Raw genomic sequence first — 19,045 nt, 5'->3', positions numbered from 1 at the left:
TTCTCAACGGTAGACAGTCAGCGCCATGGCGCCGAACAGACAGGTAAACAGGCTCAGACGCAGCAGCGCCGGGTGCCAGAAAAAACGGTACAGGTCGAACCCCGAGAGGAACCGGTCCAGCGCCCAGGCCAGCGCCGCAGCGACAAAAAACATCAGGGTCATGGTCGGCATGTACACGCCGTGGAAGGCGATTTCACGAGGCATGGGCAAGTCCTTCGGGCTTGGCGACGGCATAGGCAGCGAGTGGTGATTGCGGGTCGAGCAACGAGGTGCGGATGAAGTGCAGATAGCTCTTCACCCGACGCAACGCGGACGTGTCGAAGTGCGGCGCGAACGGCTCGTCGGTCGCGGCGACCCGACTGATTGCGTGATCGACCGCCACCAGTGCGCGTTCCAGATTGCTCGGGTTCGGTTGTAGAAACAGTCGCACCAGCGCCCGACCCATCACGCGAATTGCCTGACGCCACGGCTGCGATTCGGCATAGGCCGGATGCACCGGGAGGATCGCCTGTTCCTTGCGCAACTCGATGATCGCGTGGCCGACTTCGAGCACCACGAACATCCAGCGCAGCAGGTTCTTCTGCACGGTCGGCTGCCCGGCAGCGAGACCATAAGCCTGATGCAGCAAATCGCGGGTACGACTCTCGAAACTCGACGCCAGGCCCTTGAGTTTGCCGCTGATCGCGTAGACAACCTGGCCGCGCAGATCCTGCTCCAGGCGCTTCCACAACCAGCGGCTGTTGGGCGGCAGAATGATTGCGCCGGCAGCGGCGCAGACCAGCATGCCCATGACCATGGCGATGTAGTCGTTGATGAAGGTGTAGGGGTTGTAAATGGTCAGGTTGTCCGGCACCGAACCGGTGCTGAAGAAGATCAACAAACCGAGACCGACACCTGCGTATTGCGGTCGCGAAGCGAGGAACGAGCCGAGCACGATCACTGGCGCGAGCATCACGCACAGCAGCGGAAAACCGTCGATCCACGGAAAGATGAAAAACATCTCGACGAAGCCGATCAGCGCCCCGAGAAACGTACCGCAGGCCATTTGAAAAGCCATGCGTTTCGGGTTCGGCGTGGCGGCGGACAGGCCCACGGTCGCGGCAGCAATCAGGGTCATGGTCGCACCGCTCGGCCACGCGGTGGCGACCCAATAGCTGCCCAGCACCATCAGGATGAACGAGGCGCGAATCCCCGAGGCCGCCGCGGCCCACCAGTTGGTTTGCGGGGTGAACGGCTCGTCCCAGCGCTCACGCTCGTGGCGGTGATCGGCCAGCGAGGCGTGGGTCTGTGTATAACTGTGCAAGTCATCGACGAAGCGATAGAGCAGTTCGTACGCGGTGTGAAAATCCAGTTGCTCGGCGTCGCTAGGATCAGTCTCCTGAAAGGTTGCACGCAGGCTGCGCACCCGCGCCGGCAGGCCATCCTTGTACGTCGCAAGTGCCGTCGCCAGGCGTGCGGCGTCCGGGCTGGTGAGGGCGCGGCCACTGAAGCCGTCGAGCACTTCGGCCAGATCCTGCAGGCCCGGCCTGATCGCCGCCACCACGTGTTCTTCGTCGTTCACGCGCAAGCGCTCGAGCAACTGATGCAGGGCGTTGAAGCGGGTGGTGATGCCCATGAACTCGCTGTTCAAACGACTGAGGCGACCGTTGCGCCGACGCATGTGCGGGTCTTCGAAAACGGTCACGCTGCGCAGCCCTTCGAGGCCCACGGCTTCGGCAATGAAACGCACATTGCTCGCTTCGAACGACTCGGCTTTGCTGCGCCCGCGCAGGCCATCGGTGACGAACAACGCGAACACGCCGAAGCGCTGATACAGGGCGTTGCGCATCGCCGCGCTGGCGGTTTGCGGCAGGATCGCGGCGCTGACTACCGTCGAGCAGAGAATCCCCAGCGAGATCTCCAGCACCCGCCAGACGGCGGCCATGAACGCACCGTCCGGATGCGCCAGCGCGGGCAATCCGACCATCGCCGCGGTGTAGCCGGCGAGGACAAAACCGTAGGCGCGAAAGTTACGGCAACGCGCCGCACCCGCCGAGCAGATGCCGACCCAGATCGCCAGCGAACCGAGGAACAGTTCGGTGTTCTGCGCGAACAGCGAGATCAGCGTAACCATCATCGCCGACCCGGCCAGGGTGCCGAGGAAACGATAGAAACTCTTGGCGAACACATGGCCGCTCTGCGGCTGCATGACGATGAACACGGTGATCATCGCCGTACGCGGCTGCGGCAACTCCAGGCGCATCGCCAGCCACAGTGTGAGGAACGCGGCGAGCAATACCTTGAAGATGTAGACCCAGGTCACGCCATCGCTGCGCGCCCAGTCAAACAAACCCCGACGCCATTCCAGGGAGTAGAGCCAGCGTAGAGGTGCGGGCAAGGGAGTCATTTGGTCTTGCTCAATGAATGAAGAAAAAGTCTGTGGATCACGCAATTCCTGTGGCGAGGGAGCTTGCTCCCGCTTGAGTGCGCAGCGCTCACAAGATCTTTGGGGCTGCTGCGCAGCCCAGCGGGAGCAAGCTCCCTCGCCACAGGTTTGCGCATGCCGTCGGGATTGTGTTCACCGCAGGAGGGCCGGGGTTTTCGGGGCTGCTGTTTGCTCGGCAGTGGGCACGTCATTGCCGGCCCCGAGGCCGCCACCCAACGCCGTCACCAACTCCGCATGCGCACTCAACCGCGCCGCCTGCACCTGCTGCTGCACTTGCTGTTGCTTGAACAGCAAGGTCTGCGCATTGAGCACGTTGAGGTAGTCGGTAAGGCCACGCTGATAAGCAATCATCGCGATGTCGTAAGTCTTCTGCGCAGTGGCCACCGACTCGGCGGCGAAGGCTTGCTGCTTGTCCATCGACTCGCGGCGGATCAACTGATCGGAGATGTTCTTCAGCGCATTAACCAGCGTCTGGTTGTAATGCGCCACGGCGATGTCATAACCGGCGGACGCTTCGCCCAACTCGCTGCGCAAACGCCCACCGTCGAAGATCGGCAGCGAGATCGCCGGGCCGACGTTGTAGTTGAGCTTCTTGCCAGTCAAAAACTCCAGCGCCCCGCCACCGGTCGCCATGTAGCCGAGGCTGCCGACCAGATCGACGTTGGGATAGAAACCGGCGTGCGCCACATCGATCCCGCGTGCCTGCGCCGCCACTTGCCAGCGACTGGCAACCACGTCCGGGCGCTGACCGAGCAACTCGGCGGGCAATGCCGACGGCAGTTTCAATGCTGCCCCCAGCGCCAGCGTCGGCCGCTGCAACTGCGCACCCGCGCCTGGGCCTTTGCCCGCCAGTGCGGCGATCTGGTTGCGGCTGAGGGCGATTGCTTCGTCCAGCGCATCGAGTTGCCGATGGGTTTCCGGCAGCGGCGTTTCGGCCTGACTGACTTCGAAGTGCGTGCCGATTCCGCCGTTCAGGCGCTTCTGCGCCAGATCGAGAATCTGCTGTTGCTGCTTCAGCGTCGCGGCGACGATGTCGCGCTGGGCGTAATGCAGCGACAGTTCGATGTAGGCGCGCACGAGGTTGTTCTGCAATTCCAACTGCGCCAGCCGCGCTTCGGCGGCGCTCATGTGCGCCAGATCCACCGCGCGTTCGCTGGCATTGCTTTCGCGGCCCCAGAGGTCGAGGGCATAGCTGAAACCGAGCGCGGCGTTGTTGTCCCAGGTGGTGGTATTGGACAGCTCGCCCGGGCCGTAGAACGGGTCAGTCGGCCAGTTGTGGCGTTTGAGTGTCGACTCGCCATTGATCTGCAACGACTCGGCCGCTTCGGCGACACCGGCCATGGCCTTGGCCTGCCGCACCCGAGCAGCGGCCATGGCCATGCTCGGACTGCCCTGCACGGCGAGGTCGATCCAGTGATTGAGTTGCGGGTCACCGTAGGCTTGCCACCATTGTGCGGTGGGCCAGTTGGCGTCTTTGGCGGCGTGGGCGATGGCGTCGTCAGTGGCCAGTGCGTCGGCTTCCAATGCCTTGCTATGCGGGGCAATTCCTTGCGTTGAGATGCAGCCGCTGAGACCCAGGGTAAAAGCCAGAACACTGAGCGGCAAAAGCGCTCTGTTGATGCGACGCGGCACAGCTGCGAATTCCTGAAAAAGGGGAAGAACCGAGGCCCTGTGGGAGCGGGCTTGCTCGCGAAAGCGCTCTGTCAGAAGACGCCGCGTTGAAGATGAAATCGCTTTCGCGAGCAAGCCCGCTCCCACAACGGCGCAATTCTAGGTGGGCACCTTGGTGGCGATAAGCTGGGATTCCTGTGAATCTTTGTTACCGTTAACGAGATAATCCCTTGGTCGGGGGTCTCAGCCCCTGAAACTTCGTGTCACAATTTGCCATCTCCCTTGAGAGCACCCCATGGACACATTGCAAAACATGCGCGCCTTCAGTTGTGTGGCCGAAGCCGGCAGCTTCACCGCCGCCGCCGTGCAACTCGACACCACCACGGCCAACGTCTCGCGCGCGGTCTCCAACCTGGAAGCCCACCTGCAAACCCGCCTGCTCAATCGCACGACCCGGCGCATCGCCCTGACCGAGGCCGGCAAGCGCTACCTGCTGCGCTGCGAGCAGATCCTGGCCTATGTCGAAGAAGCCGAAGCCGAGGCCAGCGAAGCCCACGCCCGCCCCGCCGGCCAGTTGAAAGTGCACACCATGACCGGCATCGGCCAGCACTTCGTGATCGACGCCATCGCCCGCTACCGCAAGACCCACCCCGACGTGACCTTCGACCTGACCATGGCCAACCGTGTGCCGGATCTGCTCGACGAAGGCTACGACGTGTCCATCGTGCTGGCCCGCGAACTTCCGGATTCGGGCTTCGTCTCGCAACGCCTGGGCATCACCTACAGCATCGTCTGCGCCTCCCCGGCCTACGTGAAAGCCAACGGCTGCGCGCAAAAACCCAGCGACCTGCTGAACCACGCCTGCCTGCGTCTGGTGAGCCCGGTGATCCCCCTGGAAAAATGGGCCTTCGACGGCCCCGAAGGCCAGGAAATGGTCACCATCAACAGCTCGCCATTCCTGGTGAACTCCGCCGACGCGATGAAAACCGCAATCATCAGCGGCATGGGCGTCGGCGTCCTGCCGGTCTACGCCGCCATCGAAGGCCTGCGCAACGGCACGCTGGTGCGCGTCATGCCCAACTACCGCTCGCAGGAACTCAACCTGTATGCGATCTACCCTTCGCGGCAATACCTGGATGCGAAGATCAAGACGTGGGTCGAGTATTTGCGCGGGTCGCTGCCGGAGATATTGGCGGCGCATCAGGCGGAACTGGCGGCTTATGAATTGAGTGGGAGCCTGGCGGGTGCTCGGGTGGCGACCTGAAATTGGCGCGAGTGCCTCTGTCCAGAACGGAACTTCCACGTCTATTGATCAACGTGGAAGTCCCTCTGGACAATGGCAGTCAGCAAAGCCTGTACTGGGTAAAAACAAATCTGTTACATCTTGACATGCTTAAGACCTGAGACTTTTTTGAATGAACCATTCGCATTCAACCGTGGTTCTGTTGGATTGTTTTGAACGTCCAGTTTAAATCCAAGCGCTAACGTACCTTTAACAAGGTCGAAATTCACATCTACAGTTCCACTGTTATAAACAGCCGGATACAGTCTAGATCTTATCCCCCCCCCTGGGAGCTTCTCGCTCAGTATGTAAATAATGCTCATCTCCGAACTCTCATCGTACGGATGCTCCCCATTACGGATATCAGCCTTAAACCGGCACTGCAGGGCCGCGGATCGCTCTCCAGGAAAATCCTGCCTTGCAATAACAACCACGACCTCATCATTCGTGATGAAGGTGTCAACCTTTCCATTGAATGGATAAAGATCATCAATGAGTACGTCTGCTGTACCTTTCACGGCCTTTTGTTTTTCTGAAAATAGAAAAAATTCATTTATCATAAAAAGTTCCTTTATCGATAACTGACCATCGCAAGATTACGAAACAGAAGACTGCCGTAATCAGTCCTCCTTTACACCTGTCAGAATTAACAGGTTTGTATATCTATTAGAAATAAACCGCGATATTGAAAAGTCTTATTGTTATAAGAACATCACTCAAGAACTCTGCGCCCGCATCTGGTGGAACTGGCGGCTTATGAATGAGTTGGAGTCTGGTTGGAGTGCGAGTCGCCAGCTGACCTCAGCGCCAGACGATACTGGCGATTCAGCAGATCATCATGCTGGCTGAACTGGCAGTGAGTCGGGTGCTGGAAAATGTGGAAATCACCCAATCTGCAGCACACAGCTGAGCCATAGTGGGAGCGGGCTTGCTCGCGAAAGCGTCAGCACATCCAACACTTGCGGCGACTGACACACCGCTTTCGCGAGCAAGCCCGCTCCCACCAGTTGGAATGGGTGTGGTCAGTTGGAGAGTGGTCAGCTGTCAGGCCGTCATCGCGAGCAGGCTCACTCCTACAGTTGGAATGGGTGTGGTCAGGTGGAGAGTGGTCGGCTGTCAGGCCGTCATCGCGAGCAGGCTCACTCCTACAGTTGGAATGGGTGTGGTCAGGTGGAGAGTGATCGGATGACAGGCCAGTTCCCACAGTTGGATTGGGTGTGGTCAGTTGGGGATTGGTCGGCTCGTAGGCCGCCATCGCTAGCAAGCCAGCTCCCACAGAAAAGCAAAGCAGTCCAGACAGACCGCATGCTTTTCACCACTCAACAGGATGAGCGCAAGCTCGGCTGCGGCTCTTGATCTTGCCGTGCCGGCCCCATCGGCAGGCTGAGTGGAGGGGTTTATCCGGGGGTGGGAGCGCAGCGACCGTTTGGCGAAGCCAAATGCATCGAGAGGAGGTGCAGCGAAGCAAACCGGAGGCGATGCCCCCGAATGAATCCCGCAACGAAGGAACCCGAGCCTAAGCGAGGGCCGAACGCCGGGGCCAAGCCTTTTGGTTACTTTGGGGCGTTTGCCAAAGTGACTCGCCGTAAGGGCGAAACCGCCAGCCGCAACCCCCAAAGCAACGGATAAACACCCAAAACCCCAAGAGCATGGTCGGCCCAAAGGCCGCCAAGACAACCCAAAACAGAAATGTTAGCGTGCTTGGCAATCAAGACAGCCGAGCCCAAGCCCGATGAAAAAAACAGTCCTGGCCTTCAGCCGCATCACCCCACCCATGATCGAACGGCTCCAGCAAGAGTTCGACGTCATCGTCCCCAACCCCAAGAACGGCGACATCAACGCCCAATTCAACGAAGCCCTCCCCCACGCCCACGGCCTGATCGGCGTCGGCCGCAAACTCGGGAAGGCCCAACTCGAAACTGCGACAAAACTGGAAGTGGTCTCAAGCGTGTCGGTCGGCTACGACAACTACGACCTCGCCTACTTCAATGAACGCGGAATCATGCTCACCAACACCCCGGACGTGCTCACCGAAAGCACCGCCGACCTCGCCTTCGCCCTGATCATGAGCAGCGCCCGCCGCGTCGCCGAACTCGACGCCTGGACCAAGGCCGGCCAGTGGCAGGCCAGTGTCGGCGCCCCACTGTTCGGTTGCGACGTGCACGGCAAGACCCTGGGCATCGTCGGCATGGGCAACATCGGCGCCGCCGTCGCCCGCCGCGGACGCCTGGGCTTCAACATGCCGATCCTCTACAGCGGCAACAGTCGCAAGACTGAGTTGGAACAGCAACTCGGCGCACAGTTTCGCAGCCTCGACCAACTGCTGGCCGAAGCCGACTTCGTCTGCCTGGTAGTACCGCTCAGCGACAAGACCCGCCACCTGATCAGCCACCGCGAACTGGCGCTGATGAAACCGGGTGCGATTCTGGTCAACATCTCCCGTGGCCCGGTGGTCGACGAGCCGGCATTGATCGAAGCCCTGCAAAACAACCGCATCCGCGGCGCCGGTCTGGACGTCTACGAGAAAGAACCGCTGGCCGAATCGCCGCTGTTTCAGCTGAAAAACGCAGTGACATTGCCGCACATCGGCTCCGCTACGAATGAAACCCGCGAAGCCATGGCCAATCGCGCAATGGCCAACTTGCGCAGCGCTTTGCTCGGCGAACGTCCACAGGATCTGGTGAACCCACAGGTCTGGCGCGGTTAAAAAACATCGGGCAAGTATCAAAAGATACTTGCCCGACAAGTTTCTCCCCGCACATGTTTTGAAATCCAACCCTGCACCGAAATAAAAACACCCGCTATAAACTCTCCTGACTTGTCGACTTCTCGATAAATATCATGGAGAACACTCACTTGAACACTCTGACCACGGATAAAATCATCCGCTTCAGCAAAGTCATACTGATGGGCTATATCAGTTTTTTTGGCTTGCTGGTGATGTACAGCAACTTCACTGACTATGCTTCAAACTATGAGTATGTCGGGCATGTTCTGAGCATGGACACTACCCAACACAACCTCAGCATCCGCTATCGCGCGATCACTTCCCCCATGCTTCACCACCGGATCTACTGGCTCATTATCACGCTGGAAGTGACCTACACCGCGTTTTGCCTGTTAGGCACTTATCATCTGTTGAAAAACATAAATGCTTCGAAAGAAAAATTTCACGAAGCAAAGCGGTTTTCAATCATCGGTTTATTGATCGCGCTGTTTATCTACTACTTGTGCCTGCAAGTAATCGGCGTTGAATGGTTTGACATGGATACTTCACAAACCTGGAACGCCAAGGACTGGGCCCGACACATTGTCGACGTCATATTTCCGCTGCTGATTTATATCGTCATAAGAGTCGAGCGCTGAAACAGCGCCCGACTCAATTCACCATCAGGCCAACTTTCCCTGAGCCGGCACCTGTATTGCACGAGGTCTGCGGAACACCAGAATGTTCCCGAGCATGACCAACACCAGTCCGACCAGCGCCGGCGCAGTCCATTGATACCCTTCGGCAAACGCCGAGACGTTCAACGCCACCACCGGGAACAGTACCGTGCAATAGGCTGCGCGCTCCGGGCCCATGCGCCCGACCAGCGTCAGGTAGGCGGTGAAGCCAATCACCGAACCCGGGATCACCAGATACAGTAACGCCCCGACGTAACGCGGCGACCAGTCCATGTCGAACGGAATCCCTTTGACCAGGCACCACACCGACAACATCGCCGCGCCGTAGGCCATGCCCCAGGCATTGGTGGTCAACGGTTTCAGACCGGCCTTCTGCTGCAGGCTCGAGAGCATGTTGCCCGCCGAAAAACACAGGGTGCCGCACAGCGCCAGACCAAGACCGAGCAACGTTTCAGGGCTGGCGTGATGGCCGGCCAGTTCCGGCCAGAACAGCATCCCCAGACCGAACAGGCCGAGCGCGCCGCCCATCAGCACGTTACGGGCGATGCGCTGACCGAAGAATACCCGTGCATTGAGTGCGTTCCACAAAGTGGCCGTGGAAAACACCACCGCGACCAGTCCGCTGGGAATCCACTGGCTGGCCGTCAGGAAGCACATGAAGTTGACGCAAAACAGGCACAAACCCTGCGCCACGCAAATCAGATGCCCGCGCCGATTCATCGGTTGCAGTCGCCGACTGAGCAGCAGCAATACGAACAGCACCAACGCAGCGAGGCCAAAGCGATAGACGATCGACACCGGAATCGCCACCACACCGAGTTGCCATTTCAGGGCAATCCAGGTGGTGCCCCAGATCAGCACGGTCAGCAGATACAGCGAAAGGTTCATGACGAGACTCCTGAGGACACGGGACACTCTGTGGCGAGCGAGCTTGCTCGCGCTGGGCTGCGAAGCGGCCCCGTTCATGAGTGCTGCGCACTCGGCGGGAGCAAGCTCCCTCGCCACAGGGTTGTGTTGAATGGAGATTTCAGGGTGCGGCAGCAAGGGTCGGGGCGCTTGCAGATTCTTGCGCTTTTGTCGCCCGACAGGCTGGCAGCGCGACGTCTACGGAGTAGGATGCAAGGCGTTGGAGAGAACCGAACATGGCCGCTATCGATACCCTGCAAGTCTTTCAAGCCCTCAACCGCTCGCCGAACGCGCGCCTTGTGCACAGCGCCGAGCTCGGTGACGGCTTGTCTGCGGCCCTGTGGACCAACCACCACGACGCCCAGGAATACGAAGCGCCGAGCCATCACACCCTGTCCTGCTACATCGCCGGCGGCACCGGCACTTTTCGTCGCGGGCAACCGGGGCACAAGGGTGGGCCGGACAAGCTGTGCATCCTGCCGGCGGATCACGAATCCGGCTGGGTGATCAACGGTGATATCCGCCTCGCTCACCTGTATTTCAGCGCCGAGCAATTTGCCCTCGGTTGCGTGACGCTGCTTGATCGCGAGCCGCGGGAGATGCAACTGCGCGAGCAGACCTTTCTGGAAGATCCGCAGCAGGCGCGACGTTTTCGCCAGTTACTGACGCTGAATTGGGAAGAGCCTGCCGAGCGCGTGCTGACCAGCAGCATTGCCCATGAATTGATCAGCCATACCTTGCTCAGCCAGGTCGGCGCCCGTCAGGGGTTGCGCCTCAAGGGTGGACTGGCGCCGCATCAGCGTCGGCAGTTGGTCGAGTTCATCGACAATCAGTTGGCCGAGCCGATCAGCCTCGGACAACTGGCCGGATTGTGTGCGCTGTCGGAATACCACTTTGCCAGAATGTTTCGCGTGAGCTTTGGCTTGCCGCCGCATCAATACGTGCTGGCGCGACGCTTGAGCCGGGCGCGGGAGTTGTTGCGCGGCACGGCGTTGCCGTTGGGGGAGATTGCGCTGGCGTGCGGGTTTGCCAGTGCCAGTCATTTCACCAACCGATTTCGGCAGGTATTGGGTGGGACGCCGGGGGAATATCGACAGGCGTTTTTGCGTTAGAGGCGGGATTTTTATTGCCTGTTCGGGCCTCTTCGCGAGCAAGCCCGCTCCCACAAGGTCTGCGGCCGTTCAAGACGTTTGTGTCTCAACCGAGAACCTGTGGGAGCGGGCTTGCTCGCGAAGAACGATGACGCGGTTGCGGATCAGAATTCCAACGTGCTCGACAACGAAATCTGCCGCGAATCGCCCATCGACACAAAGAACCGGCTCGCCGCCGAGGTGTAGTAGGTGCGGTCAAACAGGTTCTTCACGTTGAGCTGAAACTTGACCTTCTGTCCTTCAAGCTTGGTGTCATAAGTGGCGAATGCATCGGCCACGGTATAGCTCGGCAGGTCGAAATCATTCACCGCGTTGCCCGCGCGTTCGCCGACATACCGCGCCCCGGCGCCGACCCGCAGTTGATCGCCACCGATCACGCTGCCGAAGTCATACACCGCCGACAACGAGCCGCTGTTCTTCGCCACGTTTTGCAGACGATTGCCTTTGTAGTCCGGGTCTTCGGTGACCTCGGCATCGGTGTAGGCATAGGCGCCGATCACGCTCCAACGGTCGGTCAGCTGGCCGGTCAGGTCCAGTTCCAGACCACGGGAACGCACCTCGCCCGCCGCGCTGTAAATAGTGGTCGGGCCTTCAGAATTGGAGACCAGCACGTTGCGCTTCTTGATGTCGAACAGTGCGATATTGCCGGTGATGCGCCCCGGCATATCCAGACGCGCACCCAGCTCCCACGACTTGGCTTGTTCCGGCGCGATGCTGCCGTCGAGCACGGTGCTGCTGCCGCTGAGCGGGGCAATGGTCGAGTTGGGTTTGAACGATTCGGTGTAGCTGCCGTAGAACGACAACTCGTCGGTGTAGCGATACACCAGACCGGCGCGCGGTACGAATTTCTGCCCATTGCTGTCGGTGTTGGCCTTAAACGGCACGCCTTTGCCGGCGTACTGGTCGTATTCCTGGAAGCGCCCGCCGGCGACCAGAATCCACTGGTCATTGAGGTGGATCGAGTCCTGCAGGAACACCGAATCGCTGCGCAGCAGATCGGTCTGCGCACTGTCGGCCGGGCTGACGGTGGTGCCTTCGACTTCGCGACCGTAAACCGGGTTGACGTAGCTGAAGGTGCTCAGACTTTTCTGGCGGATCAGGTCGGCGCGGTAGATCTTGCGGTACTCATCGTCGACGCCGAACACCAGGTCATGTTGCATGCCCAGCACGTTGACCTTGCCTTCGAGGCTGGCGGTGGCGAAGCGGTCAGTGCTGATCGCGCCTTGCGTGCCGTCCATGCTGCGGGTCAGCGTGCCTTTTTTGGTGTCGATGGCGGTCACGCGCACCTGGCTGGCGTCGTAGGTTTCGCGGTTCCAGCTGTAGCCGAAGTGGGCTTTCCAGTCGTCGTTGAGTTCGTGGTCGGCCTCGAAGTGGTACAGGTCGGAACGACCTTCCATGTCGTTGAACGGCTCGTCCAGCCGCTCGTTGCGCGAGATGTCCAGCGGATGGTTGGTGCGCGGATCGATCAGCGTGCCACGGTCGAACGGCGTGAGAAACTCGCGGTGCTCGTAGGAGAACAGCAGCTTGGTACGCTCGCCATACCAGGCCAGCGATGGCGCGATCAGCGTCTCGCGGTGAGTGCCGAAATTGCGCCAGTAATCTTCGTCTTCGTGATCCAGCACCATGCGATACGCCAGGCCGGAATCGCCCAGCGCGCCGGTGCTGTCGAAGCTGCCGCCGCTGCCGTTCTTGCCGTCGCCGTAGGTCGAACCGCGCAGGGTCAGGGCGTTGTATTGGGTCAGTTCGGGTTTCTTGCTGACCAGGTTGACCACACCGCCCGGGTCCTGAATCCCGTACAGCAGTGAGGCCGGGCCCTTGAGCACTTCGACACGATCAACGGTCTCGTTCATCCCGCGACCCTGCACGATCGGCATGCCGTCGCGCATGATCGAGCCGTTGCGGTTGTCGCCAAAGCCGCGAATCATCACCGAATCCTGAGTGCTGCCCAAGGTATTGGCCTGGGTAATGCCGCTGATATTGGCCAGCGCATCGTCGAGATTGCGCGGGGTCTGATCGCGAATGACCTGAGCCGGGATCACGTTGACGGTCTGCGGGATTTCCTGCAGCGAAGCCGAGGAGCGCATCACCGAACTGGTTTGCGGCGGCTGGTAGCTCATCGAGTCGTCGCGCATCGAGGTGATGGTGGTGGCGCCGAGATTGAGGGCGCCCGCGGTGGGTTGCGGCTCAAGCGCGAAGGTGTGGCTGTCGGTGCGGCGGAAGGTCATGCCGGAGCCACTGAGCAAGCGTTGCAGCGCCTGTTCGGCACTCATCTGGCCGCTGACCGCCGGGGCGTTGAGGCCGTACGGCGCTTCATCGGTGTAGACCACGCTTTGCCCGGTGATACGGCTGAAGTCGCTCAGGGCCTGGGGCAGCGGTTTGGCGCTCAGGGAAAAACTGAACTGCTTTTGCGCCGGGCTGCTGACGGTTTCAGCGGCGAGCGCCACACTCATCGGCAGCAGCGCCAATGCGCAAAAACTCAATGCCGAAACACCCAACCACTGTTTGACCGAACCCGATTTTGCCCTGGACTTCATTGCTCAATGACCTGTGTAGAACCGCAACGGATGCGAATGACTCGCAGTTTCAGTCACTACACGGATGGGCCTGTGGTTTACCTCACCACAATTTTGAAAATATTTTTTGGTGCCTGAAAGAACGCTATCGCGAGCAGGCTCACTCCTACAGGGGGAACGCATTCCAAATGTAGGAGTGAGCCTGCTCGCGATGGCGCCGGCAGCCTCAGCGCAAAATAATCAGATGCCCCAACACCTGATGCTGCTCAAACCCAATCACCCCTTGCAGCGAACTCAACACAGCCTGCGGGTCCTTGCTCGGAAAACTGCCGCTGACCTTGCGCGCCGCCAGTTCATCGTTGAGTACAACGATCCGCCCCGGGTAATAGCGCCGCAAATCCTGCACCACATCGGCCAGTGACGCCTTGTAGTAATTCAGCCAGCCCTGACGCCAGGCCAGTTGCGCTTCGCTGTCCACCGCGTGCAGTTTTTCCGCAGTGCCCTGCCCGTAGGCCACTTGCTGGCCGGCCGTCAGAATCTGCTGCGGCGCGTCGCGATCCGCCGTCACGCCGACGCGCCCGGACAGCACCGTGACCTGTGCACCGCGAGATTGCAGACGCACTTCGAATTGCGTGCCGAGTACCCGCGCCTGGCCTTTTTCGGCCTCGACCACGAACGGCTCGCCGGTATGCGTGACACTGAAAAAACCGGCACCGCGACGCAGCTGCACATGCCGCTCACCCTGACTGAAATCCACGGCGATGGCGCTGTCGGCATCCAGTGTCACTTGTGACTGATCGGCCAGCGTCACGGTGCGGATCTCGCCCGGCGCCGAAACGTAATCGGCGCCCAGATCATCGACCCAGCGCTGCGGTTGCCAGCCCGTGCCGAGACTGATCATCAGCATCAGACACGCGGCCAGCGCCAGCGCGCCCGACCAGCGCACAAGCGCTGAACGACGCGGGCGATCCATCGCATTGAGGTACCCCTGCAACGCAAACGCATCTTCATCGGCCAGAGTGCGCGCCGGACTTTCGCTTAGCTCCCACAGCACTTGCGCCTGCGCGTAAGCCTCGGCGTGGGCCGGGTCGGCGCGCAGCCACTGGCTGAAGGTCAGTTGATCGCCGCTGCTCGGGCGGTCATGCAGAAGACTCAGCCAGGCGAGTGCGGCCTGTTCCTGAGCCGGCGTCGGGACGATGCGGTCGGTGTGATTCACGGTGCTTTCCCTGGCAGACGTGGCGCGGGTTCGCGCAGGCTGGCCTTGCAGGCCTCGAGGGCGCGCATCATATGTTTTTCCACGGCGCTTTGGGACAAGCCCATGGCCTTGGCGATGTCCGCGTACTTGCGACCGTGGATGCGATTGAGCAAAAAGATCTGCCGAGTGCGTTCGGGCAAAGCGCGCAACGCCGCTTCGACATGGCGCAGATCATTGCCTGCTTCGAGCGCAGCTTGCGGTTCGCTACCGTGGCTGTCCGGCGCGTCCGGTTGCCAACCCTCATTGACCCGCACCCGCGTACCTTCGCTGCGCAAATGATCGATGGCGATGTTGCCGGCGCAACGCAAAAGATAGGTACTGAGCTCTTCGACCTGCACCAGTGGCCGACGCCAGAAACGCAGGAACAGATCCTGCACCAGATCTGCCGCCGTGGCCCGGCAGCCGACGCGCCGGTTCACCAGCGCTTCCATCTGCGAGCGCTGCGACAGGAACACCTGGAGAAAATGCGCACGCGCGCCGTGTGGCTCGTCGTCGCGGGATTCCGGAGGATGACCGATCAGCATGTCAGCACTGCGCCCAGGCAGCGACCGGGCTTGCCAGCAGACTCAAAGCGGCCAGGACCAAGGCCAGTTTCGGCCGATACGGCATCAGCAGTACCAACGCCAGCGCACTGCACATCAGCACCGCGAACCAGTCGACCAGACCCAAGCCCCAACCGTTGGCAGCCACGGTGACCCAGAGTGACAGGCCCAGCATGAGCCAACCGAAGAGTTTCAGACCCTGACCACGCCGGGCTGAAGGTTTGCGCCCCAGCAGTTCGTCGTGATGCCGTGGCATCGACAGGCACAACGCGGTGAATCCGGCATAGCACAGCAGCAACGCCAACAGCATCAGTTCGTCCCCTGCTCGAGCGTGATTGGCCGAGCCCTTTCGCGGGGCGTTTTTTTCACTCGCACACTATGCCCGGCGCGCTGCATCTTCCAGGCGGCCCACGTCAGAAACAGACCGGCGCCGAGACAGGTCAGGTCGAAACCGGCCAGCGCCCAGTCACCTTGTGCCAGCGTGACGCCGAGGTGATGCGAAGTGGTCAACGCATTGAGCAACGGCACCGCGCCGAACAGCAGCGCTGCCAGTGCCAGTTGTTCGACCCAAGCCTTGCGCCCAGGCCTGAGCAGTGCGTGCATCACGCTCAAGCCCCAGGCGATGAAGAAGGCGTTCACCTCCCAATCGGCCCGCTCGCCGAGACTCGGCGGCAACAGACGATTGCTCCAGAAGAACACCGCCACCGCGTTGACCAATCCCGCCATGCTGGCAATGTTCAGCACTTCGACCAGCCGTAACTCGAACGGCATCACGCCACTTTTTGCGTGCTTGAGCTGACGCTTGCCGAGCCAGATCACCAGCCCAGTGCCGATCATCGCCGTACCGGCCAGGCCGCAGAGGAAGTACAGCCAGCGCAGTACCGGGCCGGCGAAACGGCCGATGTGCAAACCGTAAAAACTCCCGGCAATCGCCATTGGCAGCGGCTTGTCCGCTGTGGCGCCGAGCAATTGCCCGGTCACGCCATTGAAGGTCACATCGCTACCGTACTCGTAGGTGATCTTGTCGGAACTGGCACGGGAAAACTGCACAGAGGCACTGGCATCGCCGGGGTTAGTGACCGTCACCCGTGTCGCGTGGCCGCCGTCCCAGTGCTCACTGGCGCGCGTCATTAGCGCAGCCAGCGGCGGCAAAGTCGCTGGCTGGCCGGCGCGCTCCGGCAGCGGCGTTTCGGGAAATACTTCATCGTAGAACGCACCGAGGTTGTTGCCGTAAGTCGCCAGAATGCTCGCCGGCATAACCATCGCCATGAAAATCACCAGGCTGCTGTAGGTGATCATCAGGTGGAACGGCAAAACCAGCACACCCACGGCGTTGTGGCCGTCGAGCCAGGTGCGCTGGCCCTTGCGCGGGCGGAAGGTGAAGAAATCCTTGAAGATTTTCTTGTGGGTGATGATGCCGGTGATCAACGCGATGAACATCACCATCGCCGCGCTGGTCGCCAGCCAGCGGCCCCACGGATAGGGCATTTGCAGCTGGAAATGGAACCGGTAGAAGAATTCGCCACCCATGCTTTCGCGGGGTTCTACTTCGGCTCCGGTTTGCGCGTCGAGCGTCTTTTCAGTGAACTTGCCGCGCTTGCCAGGGCTGGCCGGAGTGTCTTGCCAACTGACGGAAAGGCCGGGCTCGCGGGCGCTGGGCAGGCCGATCCGCCAGCGTGAAGCATTCGGCGCCCGTTGTTGCAGATAGTTTTGCGCCAGCGTCAGGCTCGCTTCGGCATTGAGCGGGCGCAAAGGGATTTCCGGCTGCATCCAGTGCGTGGTTTCGTCCTTGAAATAGGCCAGTGTCCCGGTCAGGAAAATCGCGAACAGCAGCCAGCCGAACACCAGTCCGGCCCAGGTGTGCAGCCAGGCCATCGACTGGCGAAAGCCCTCTTTCATGCGTAGCCCAAACCACGTGCGGCCCCGGATACCGTCGCCAGAATCACGCTCGGCACCAGCAAACCGACCCACGCCGACCACGCCGTGCGGCAAGCGAAACACCACAGTACCGCGACCAGATAGACCAGAAAGGAAATGGTCATGCCCGTCACTACAGCTTCGGCGCGGCTCAACGGTAACCACATCGTCAGGGCCACGCTGGCCAGCGCCGCGACCAGATAGCCGCCGAACACCGCCGCCAGCACCCGCGAGGTGACGGCCAGACGATAGGACATGGGAAGTGAGGCGAGTTTGCCTTTCATGTTTCGACCCTGAAACGAAAAAACGTCCGACCGACGAGGCCGGACCAACAGGCGAGCAATATTAATGATAAATATTCTCATACGCAAAAGCATCTGATTGCCGGACACCCTCGCCCGCCCCTACAATGCGAACAGTTCTTGTTCTCTAACGCATCCATCATGCGCCCGGAGTAATACCGTTGCCGTCCGCCCATCCCGTCGAATCGCTCTACCACGACCACCACAGCTGGCTCACCGGCTGGTTGCGGCGCAGACTCGGCTGCCCGGACAGCGCGGCGGATCTGGCGCAAGACACGTTCATTCGCGTGCTCAGCGCCCGCGAACCCGCGGTGATCATCGAACCGCGCGCCTTTCTCACCACCCTCGCCAAACGCGTGCTGTTCAATCATTACCGTCGTCAGGATCTGGAACGCGCCTACCTCGACACCCTGGCGCAGATGCCGGAAATGCTCGCGCCATCGGAAGAAGACAAAGCGATCATCCTGCAAACCCTGATCGAACTGGACCAATTGCTCGATGGTTTGCCACGACCGGTCAAACGCGCGTTTTTGCTGGCGCAGGTCGATGGCCTGACCTATCCGCAGATCGCCGCCGAGCTGGGCATTTCGGTGGCCACCGTCAAACGTCACCTGCAAAAAGCCGCCCTGCGCTGCTACTTCGCCCTGTGAACCGCGTTCCGGATTTCTCTGCGCAAGTGGCCGAACAGGCCGTGCACTGGCTGATGGAAATGCAGCAAGGCACGCTCTCCCCGCGTCAGCAACAGGCCTGGCAACACTGGCTGGACGCCCACAGCGAACATCGTCGGGCGTGGGAGCACATGCAGCGGGTCAACCAGCGCTTGCGCGGTGTGGCTTCGCCATTGGCGCATGCCGCGTTGAACGGGCCGAAGTCTTCCAGTCGACGCCAGACCCTCAAGTTGCTGCTGCTTCTGGGTGCCGGTTCCGCCGTCACCTGGGGCATGCGCGAGCACAATCCGCTGCCGACGCTGCTCGCCGATTACCGCAGCCCGGTGGGCCAACGCCGCAAAATTGCGCTGGGCGCAGACAGCCAGTTGCAGCTCAACACAGCCAGTGCGGCGGACGTGGATGGCGCGCAACGACTGATCCGTTTGCTCGAAGGCGAGATCCTGCTCAGCACCGCGCAAGCGTTCGCAGTGCGCACGGCGCAAGGTGTGTTGAAAACCAGTGCTGCCCGTATCAACGTTCGACAATTTGCTGATCGCACACAGGTCGCGCTGTTCGAAGGCACGGTCGAACTGACCGCCAACGGACGCGCGCCGATGCAACTGCCGATCGCCCGACAACTGAGTTTCAGTGCCACCTCGATCAGCGAAGCCAAGCCACTGGACGCCAACAGCGGCGCCTGGGCCGACGGCATGCTGATCGCCGCGCACATGCGCCTGGGCGACTTCCTTGAAGAGCTCGGACGCTACCGTCGCGGGCAGTTGCATTGCGCTGCGAAAGTGGCCGACTTGCTGATATCGGGGACTTATCCACTGGACGACAGCGAACGGATTCTTGATCTGCTGCAAATCAGTCTGCCGGTGAAAGTGCGGCGCTTTACCCGCTATTGGGTGAGCGTCGAGGCGCGGGCTTAGAAGCAAAATCAAAAGATCGCAGCCTGCGGCAGCTCCTACAGGATGTACACCGAGTCAATGTAGGAGCTGCCGCAGGCTGCGATCTTTTGCTCTCGAAAAATAAATGAGCCGTTTTTCAGATCTGGCGTGACAGAGAAGGAAAGCCCCCTTGATTCAA

17 protein-coding genes and 1 pseudogene are annotated in these 19,045 nt (G+C 60.7%); 7 read left to right on the top strand and 11 right to left on the bottom strand.

The genetic code is table 11. The features are described from left to right. Positions 1–3 precede the first annotated feature (3 nt). The 3 genes from ACVHNU_RS01270 to ACVHNU_RS01260 form a co-directional block, all read right to left on the bottom strand. A complete protein-coding gene (locus tag ACVHNU_RS01270) occupies positions 4–204 on the bottom strand; it encodes a DUF1656 domain-containing protein (RefSeq protein WP_003221811.1) in 201 nt (66 codons plus the stop codon). Next, a complete protein-coding gene (locus ACVHNU_RS01265) occupies positions 194–2,386 on the bottom strand; it encodes an FUSC family protein (protein WP_473018842.1) in 2,193 nt (730 codons plus the stop codon). The genes ACVHNU_RS01270 and ACVHNU_RS01265 overlap by 11 nt, the downstream gene beginning before the upstream one ends. 171 nt (positions 2,387–2,557) lie before the next feature. Continuing rightward, positions 2,558–4,057, bottom strand: a complete 1,500-nt coding sequence (locus tag ACVHNU_RS01260) for an efflux transporter outer membrane subunit (RefSeq protein WP_473018841.1) — start codon at positions 4,055–4,057, stop codon at positions 2,558–2,560. A 274-nt stretch (positions 4,058–4,331) separates the two neighbouring features. Between ACVHNU_RS01260 and ACVHNU_RS01255 the strand changes: the two genes are divergently transcribed. Continuing rightward, positions 4,332–5,300 (top strand): LysR family transcriptional regulator, encoded by a 969-nt coding sequence (locus ACVHNU_RS01255; protein ID WP_045122300.1) that lies wholly within the window; start codon positions 4,332–4,334, stop codon positions 5,298–5,300. 113 nt (positions 5,301–5,413) lie between these two features. Here ACVHNU_RS01255 and ACVHNU_RS01250 read toward each other — a convergent pair whose 3' ends face one another. Beyond that, entirely contained in the window at positions 5,414–5,878 is a 465-nt protein-coding gene (locus ACVHNU_RS01250) for a hypothetical protein (protein WP_473018840.1), read from the bottom strand. Between the two features lie 239 nt (positions 5,879–6,117). Here ACVHNU_RS01250 and ACVHNU_RS01245 point away from each other — a divergent pair. The 3 genes and pseudogenes from ACVHNU_RS01245 to ACVHNU_RS01235 all read left to right on the top strand — a co-directional run. Further along, positions 6,118–6,228, top strand: a pseudogene (locus ACVHNU_RS01245) (DUF6124 family protein); the annotation flags it as partial. A gap of 822 nt (positions 6,229–7,050) precedes the next feature. Further along, a complete protein-coding gene (locus ACVHNU_RS01240; protein WP_103522369.1) occupies positions 7,051–8,025 on the top strand; it encodes a 2-hydroxyacid dehydrogenase in 975 nt (324 codons plus the stop codon). 149 nt (positions 8,026–8,174) lie between these two features. Continuing rightward, entirely contained in the window at positions 8,175–8,684 is a 510-nt protein-coding gene (locus ACVHNU_RS01235) for a DUF2165 family protein (protein WP_003221807.1), read from the top strand. Between the two features lie 24 nt (positions 8,685–8,708). Here the strand turns inward: ACVHNU_RS01235 and ACVHNU_RS01230 are convergent, their stop codons facing one another. Next, positions 8,709–9,611: a DMT family transporter gene (locus ACVHNU_RS01230; RefSeq protein ID WP_103485833.1), complete on the bottom strand. Its 903-nt coding sequence runs from the start codon at positions 9,609–9,611 to the stop codon at positions 8,709–8,711. 254 nt (positions 9,612–9,865) lie between these two features. Here ACVHNU_RS01230 and ACVHNU_RS01225 point away from each other — a divergent pair, with 254 nt between their 5' ends. Next, on the top strand, positions 9,866–10,741 hold the full coding sequence (locus ACVHNU_RS01225; protein WP_003221805.1) for a helix-turn-helix domain-containing protein: 876 nt from the start codon (positions 9,866–9,868) through the stop codon (positions 10,739–10,741). Between the two features lie 143 nt (positions 10,742–10,884). Here the strand turns inward: ACVHNU_RS01225 and ACVHNU_RS01220 are convergent, their stop codons facing one another. The 6 genes from ACVHNU_RS01220 to ACVHNU_RS01195 form a co-directional block, all read right to left on the bottom strand. Then, positions 10,885–13,314: a TonB-dependent siderophore receptor gene (locus ACVHNU_RS01220; RefSeq protein WP_473018839.1), complete on the bottom strand. Its 2,430-nt coding sequence runs from the start codon at positions 13,312–13,314 to the stop codon at positions 10,885–10,887. Positions 13,315–13,519: 205 nt separating this feature from the next. Then, complete coding sequence (locus ACVHNU_RS01215) at positions 13,520–14,509, bottom strand: FecR family protein (protein WP_473018838.1); 990 nt, start codon at positions 14,507–14,509, stop codon at positions 13,520–13,522. Beyond that, a complete protein-coding gene (locus ACVHNU_RS01210) occupies positions 14,506–15,072 on the bottom strand; it encodes an RNA polymerase sigma factor (protein ID WP_003221797.1) in 567 nt (188 codons plus the stop codon). The genes ACVHNU_RS01215 and ACVHNU_RS01210 overlap by 4 nt, the downstream gene beginning before the upstream one ends. A gap of 1 nt (position 15,073) precedes the next feature. Next, positions 15,074–15,400 carry a DUF3325 domain-containing protein gene (locus ACVHNU_RS01205; protein WP_473018837.1) on the bottom strand — a complete coding sequence of 109 codons (327 nt, stop codon included), beginning with the start codon at positions 15,398–15,400 and terminating at the stop codon, positions 15,074–15,076. After that, positions 15,400–16,989, bottom strand: coding sequence for a PepSY-associated TM helix domain-containing protein (locus ACVHNU_RS01200; protein WP_473018836.1), 1,590 nt, complete (start codon positions 16,987–16,989; stop codon positions 15,400–15,402). Before ACVHNU_RS01200 ends, ACVHNU_RS01205 begins: the two co-directional genes overlap by 1 nt. Further along, positions 16,986–17,291: a DUF3649 domain-containing protein gene (locus tag ACVHNU_RS01195; RefSeq protein ID WP_007967542.1), complete on the bottom strand. Its 306-nt coding sequence runs from the start codon at positions 17,289–17,291 to the stop codon at positions 16,986–16,988. Before ACVHNU_RS01195 ends, ACVHNU_RS01200 begins: the two co-directional genes overlap by 4 nt. Positions 17,292–17,470: 179 nt before the next feature. Here ACVHNU_RS01195 and ACVHNU_RS01190 point away from each other — a divergent pair, with 179 nt between their 5' ends. Next, positions 17,471–17,959, top strand: a complete 489-nt coding sequence (locus ACVHNU_RS01190) for a sigma-70 family RNA polymerase sigma factor (RefSeq protein ID WP_473018835.1) — start codon at positions 17,471–17,473, stop codon at positions 17,957–17,959. Further along, positions 17,956–18,888: a DUF4880 domain-containing protein gene (locus ACVHNU_RS01185; protein ID WP_473018834.1), complete on the top strand. Its 933-nt coding sequence runs from the start codon at positions 17,956–17,958 to the stop codon at positions 18,886–18,888. Before ACVHNU_RS01190 ends, ACVHNU_RS01185 begins: the two co-directional genes overlap by 4 nt. The last annotated feature ends 157 nt before the right edge of the window (positions 18,889–19,045 follow it).

The sequence above is a fragment of the Pseudomonas sp. Ors-4-3C genome (assembly GCF_055755035.1).
Note: the sequence above shows the minus strand (reverse complement) of the source record. Positions and strands in the feature narration are given on the sequence as shown.

Bases quoted from the DNA above. Each gene is read 5' to 3' on its own strand.
- ACVHNU_RS01270 (WP_003221811.1), bottom strand. From the start codon at position 204: ATGCCTCGTGAAATCGCCTTCCACGGCGTGTACATGCCGACCATGACC.
- ACVHNU_RS01265 (WP_473018842.1), bottom strand. From the start codon at position 2,386: ATGACTCCCTTGCCCGCACCTCTACGCTGGCTCTACTCCCTGGAATGG.
- ACVHNU_RS01255 (WP_045122300.1), top strand. From the start codon at position 4,332: ATGGACACATTGCAAAACATGCGCGCCTTCAGTTGTGTGGCCGAAGCC.
- ACVHNU_RS01250 (WP_473018840.1), bottom strand. From the start codon at position 5,878: ATGATAAATGAATTTTTTCTATTTTCAGAAAAACAAAAGGCCGTGAAA.
- ACVHNU_RS01240 (WP_103522369.1), top strand. From the start codon at position 7,051: ATGAAAAAAACAGTCCTGGCCTTCAGCCGCATCACCCCACCCATGATC.
- ACVHNU_RS01230 (WP_103485833.1), bottom strand. From the start codon at position 9,611: ATGAACCTTTCGCTGTATCTGCTGACCGTGCTGATCTGGGGCACCACC.
- ACVHNU_RS01225 (WP_003221805.1), top strand. From the start codon at position 9,866: ATGGCCGCTATCGATACCCTGCAAGTCTTTCAAGCCCTCAACCGCTCG.
- ACVHNU_RS01220 (WP_473018839.1), bottom strand. From the start codon at position 13,314: ATGAAGTCCAGGGCAAAATCGGGTTCGGTCAAACAGTGGTTGGGTGTT.
- ACVHNU_RS01210 (WP_003221797.1), bottom strand. From the start codon at position 15,072: ATGCTGATCGGTCATCCTCCGGAATCCCGCGACGACGAGCCACACGGC.
- ACVHNU_RS01205 (WP_473018837.1), bottom strand. From the start codon at position 15,400: ATGCTGTTGGCGTTGCTGCTGTGCTATGCCGGATTCACCGCGTTGTGC.
- ACVHNU_RS01200 (WP_473018836.1), bottom strand. From the start codon at position 16,989: ATGAAAGAGGGCTTTCGCCAGTCGATGGCCTGGCTGCACACCTGGGCC.
- ACVHNU_RS01195 (WP_007967542.1), bottom strand. From the start codon at position 17,291: ATGAAAGGCAAACTCGCCTCACTTCCCATGTCCTATCGTCTGGCCGTC.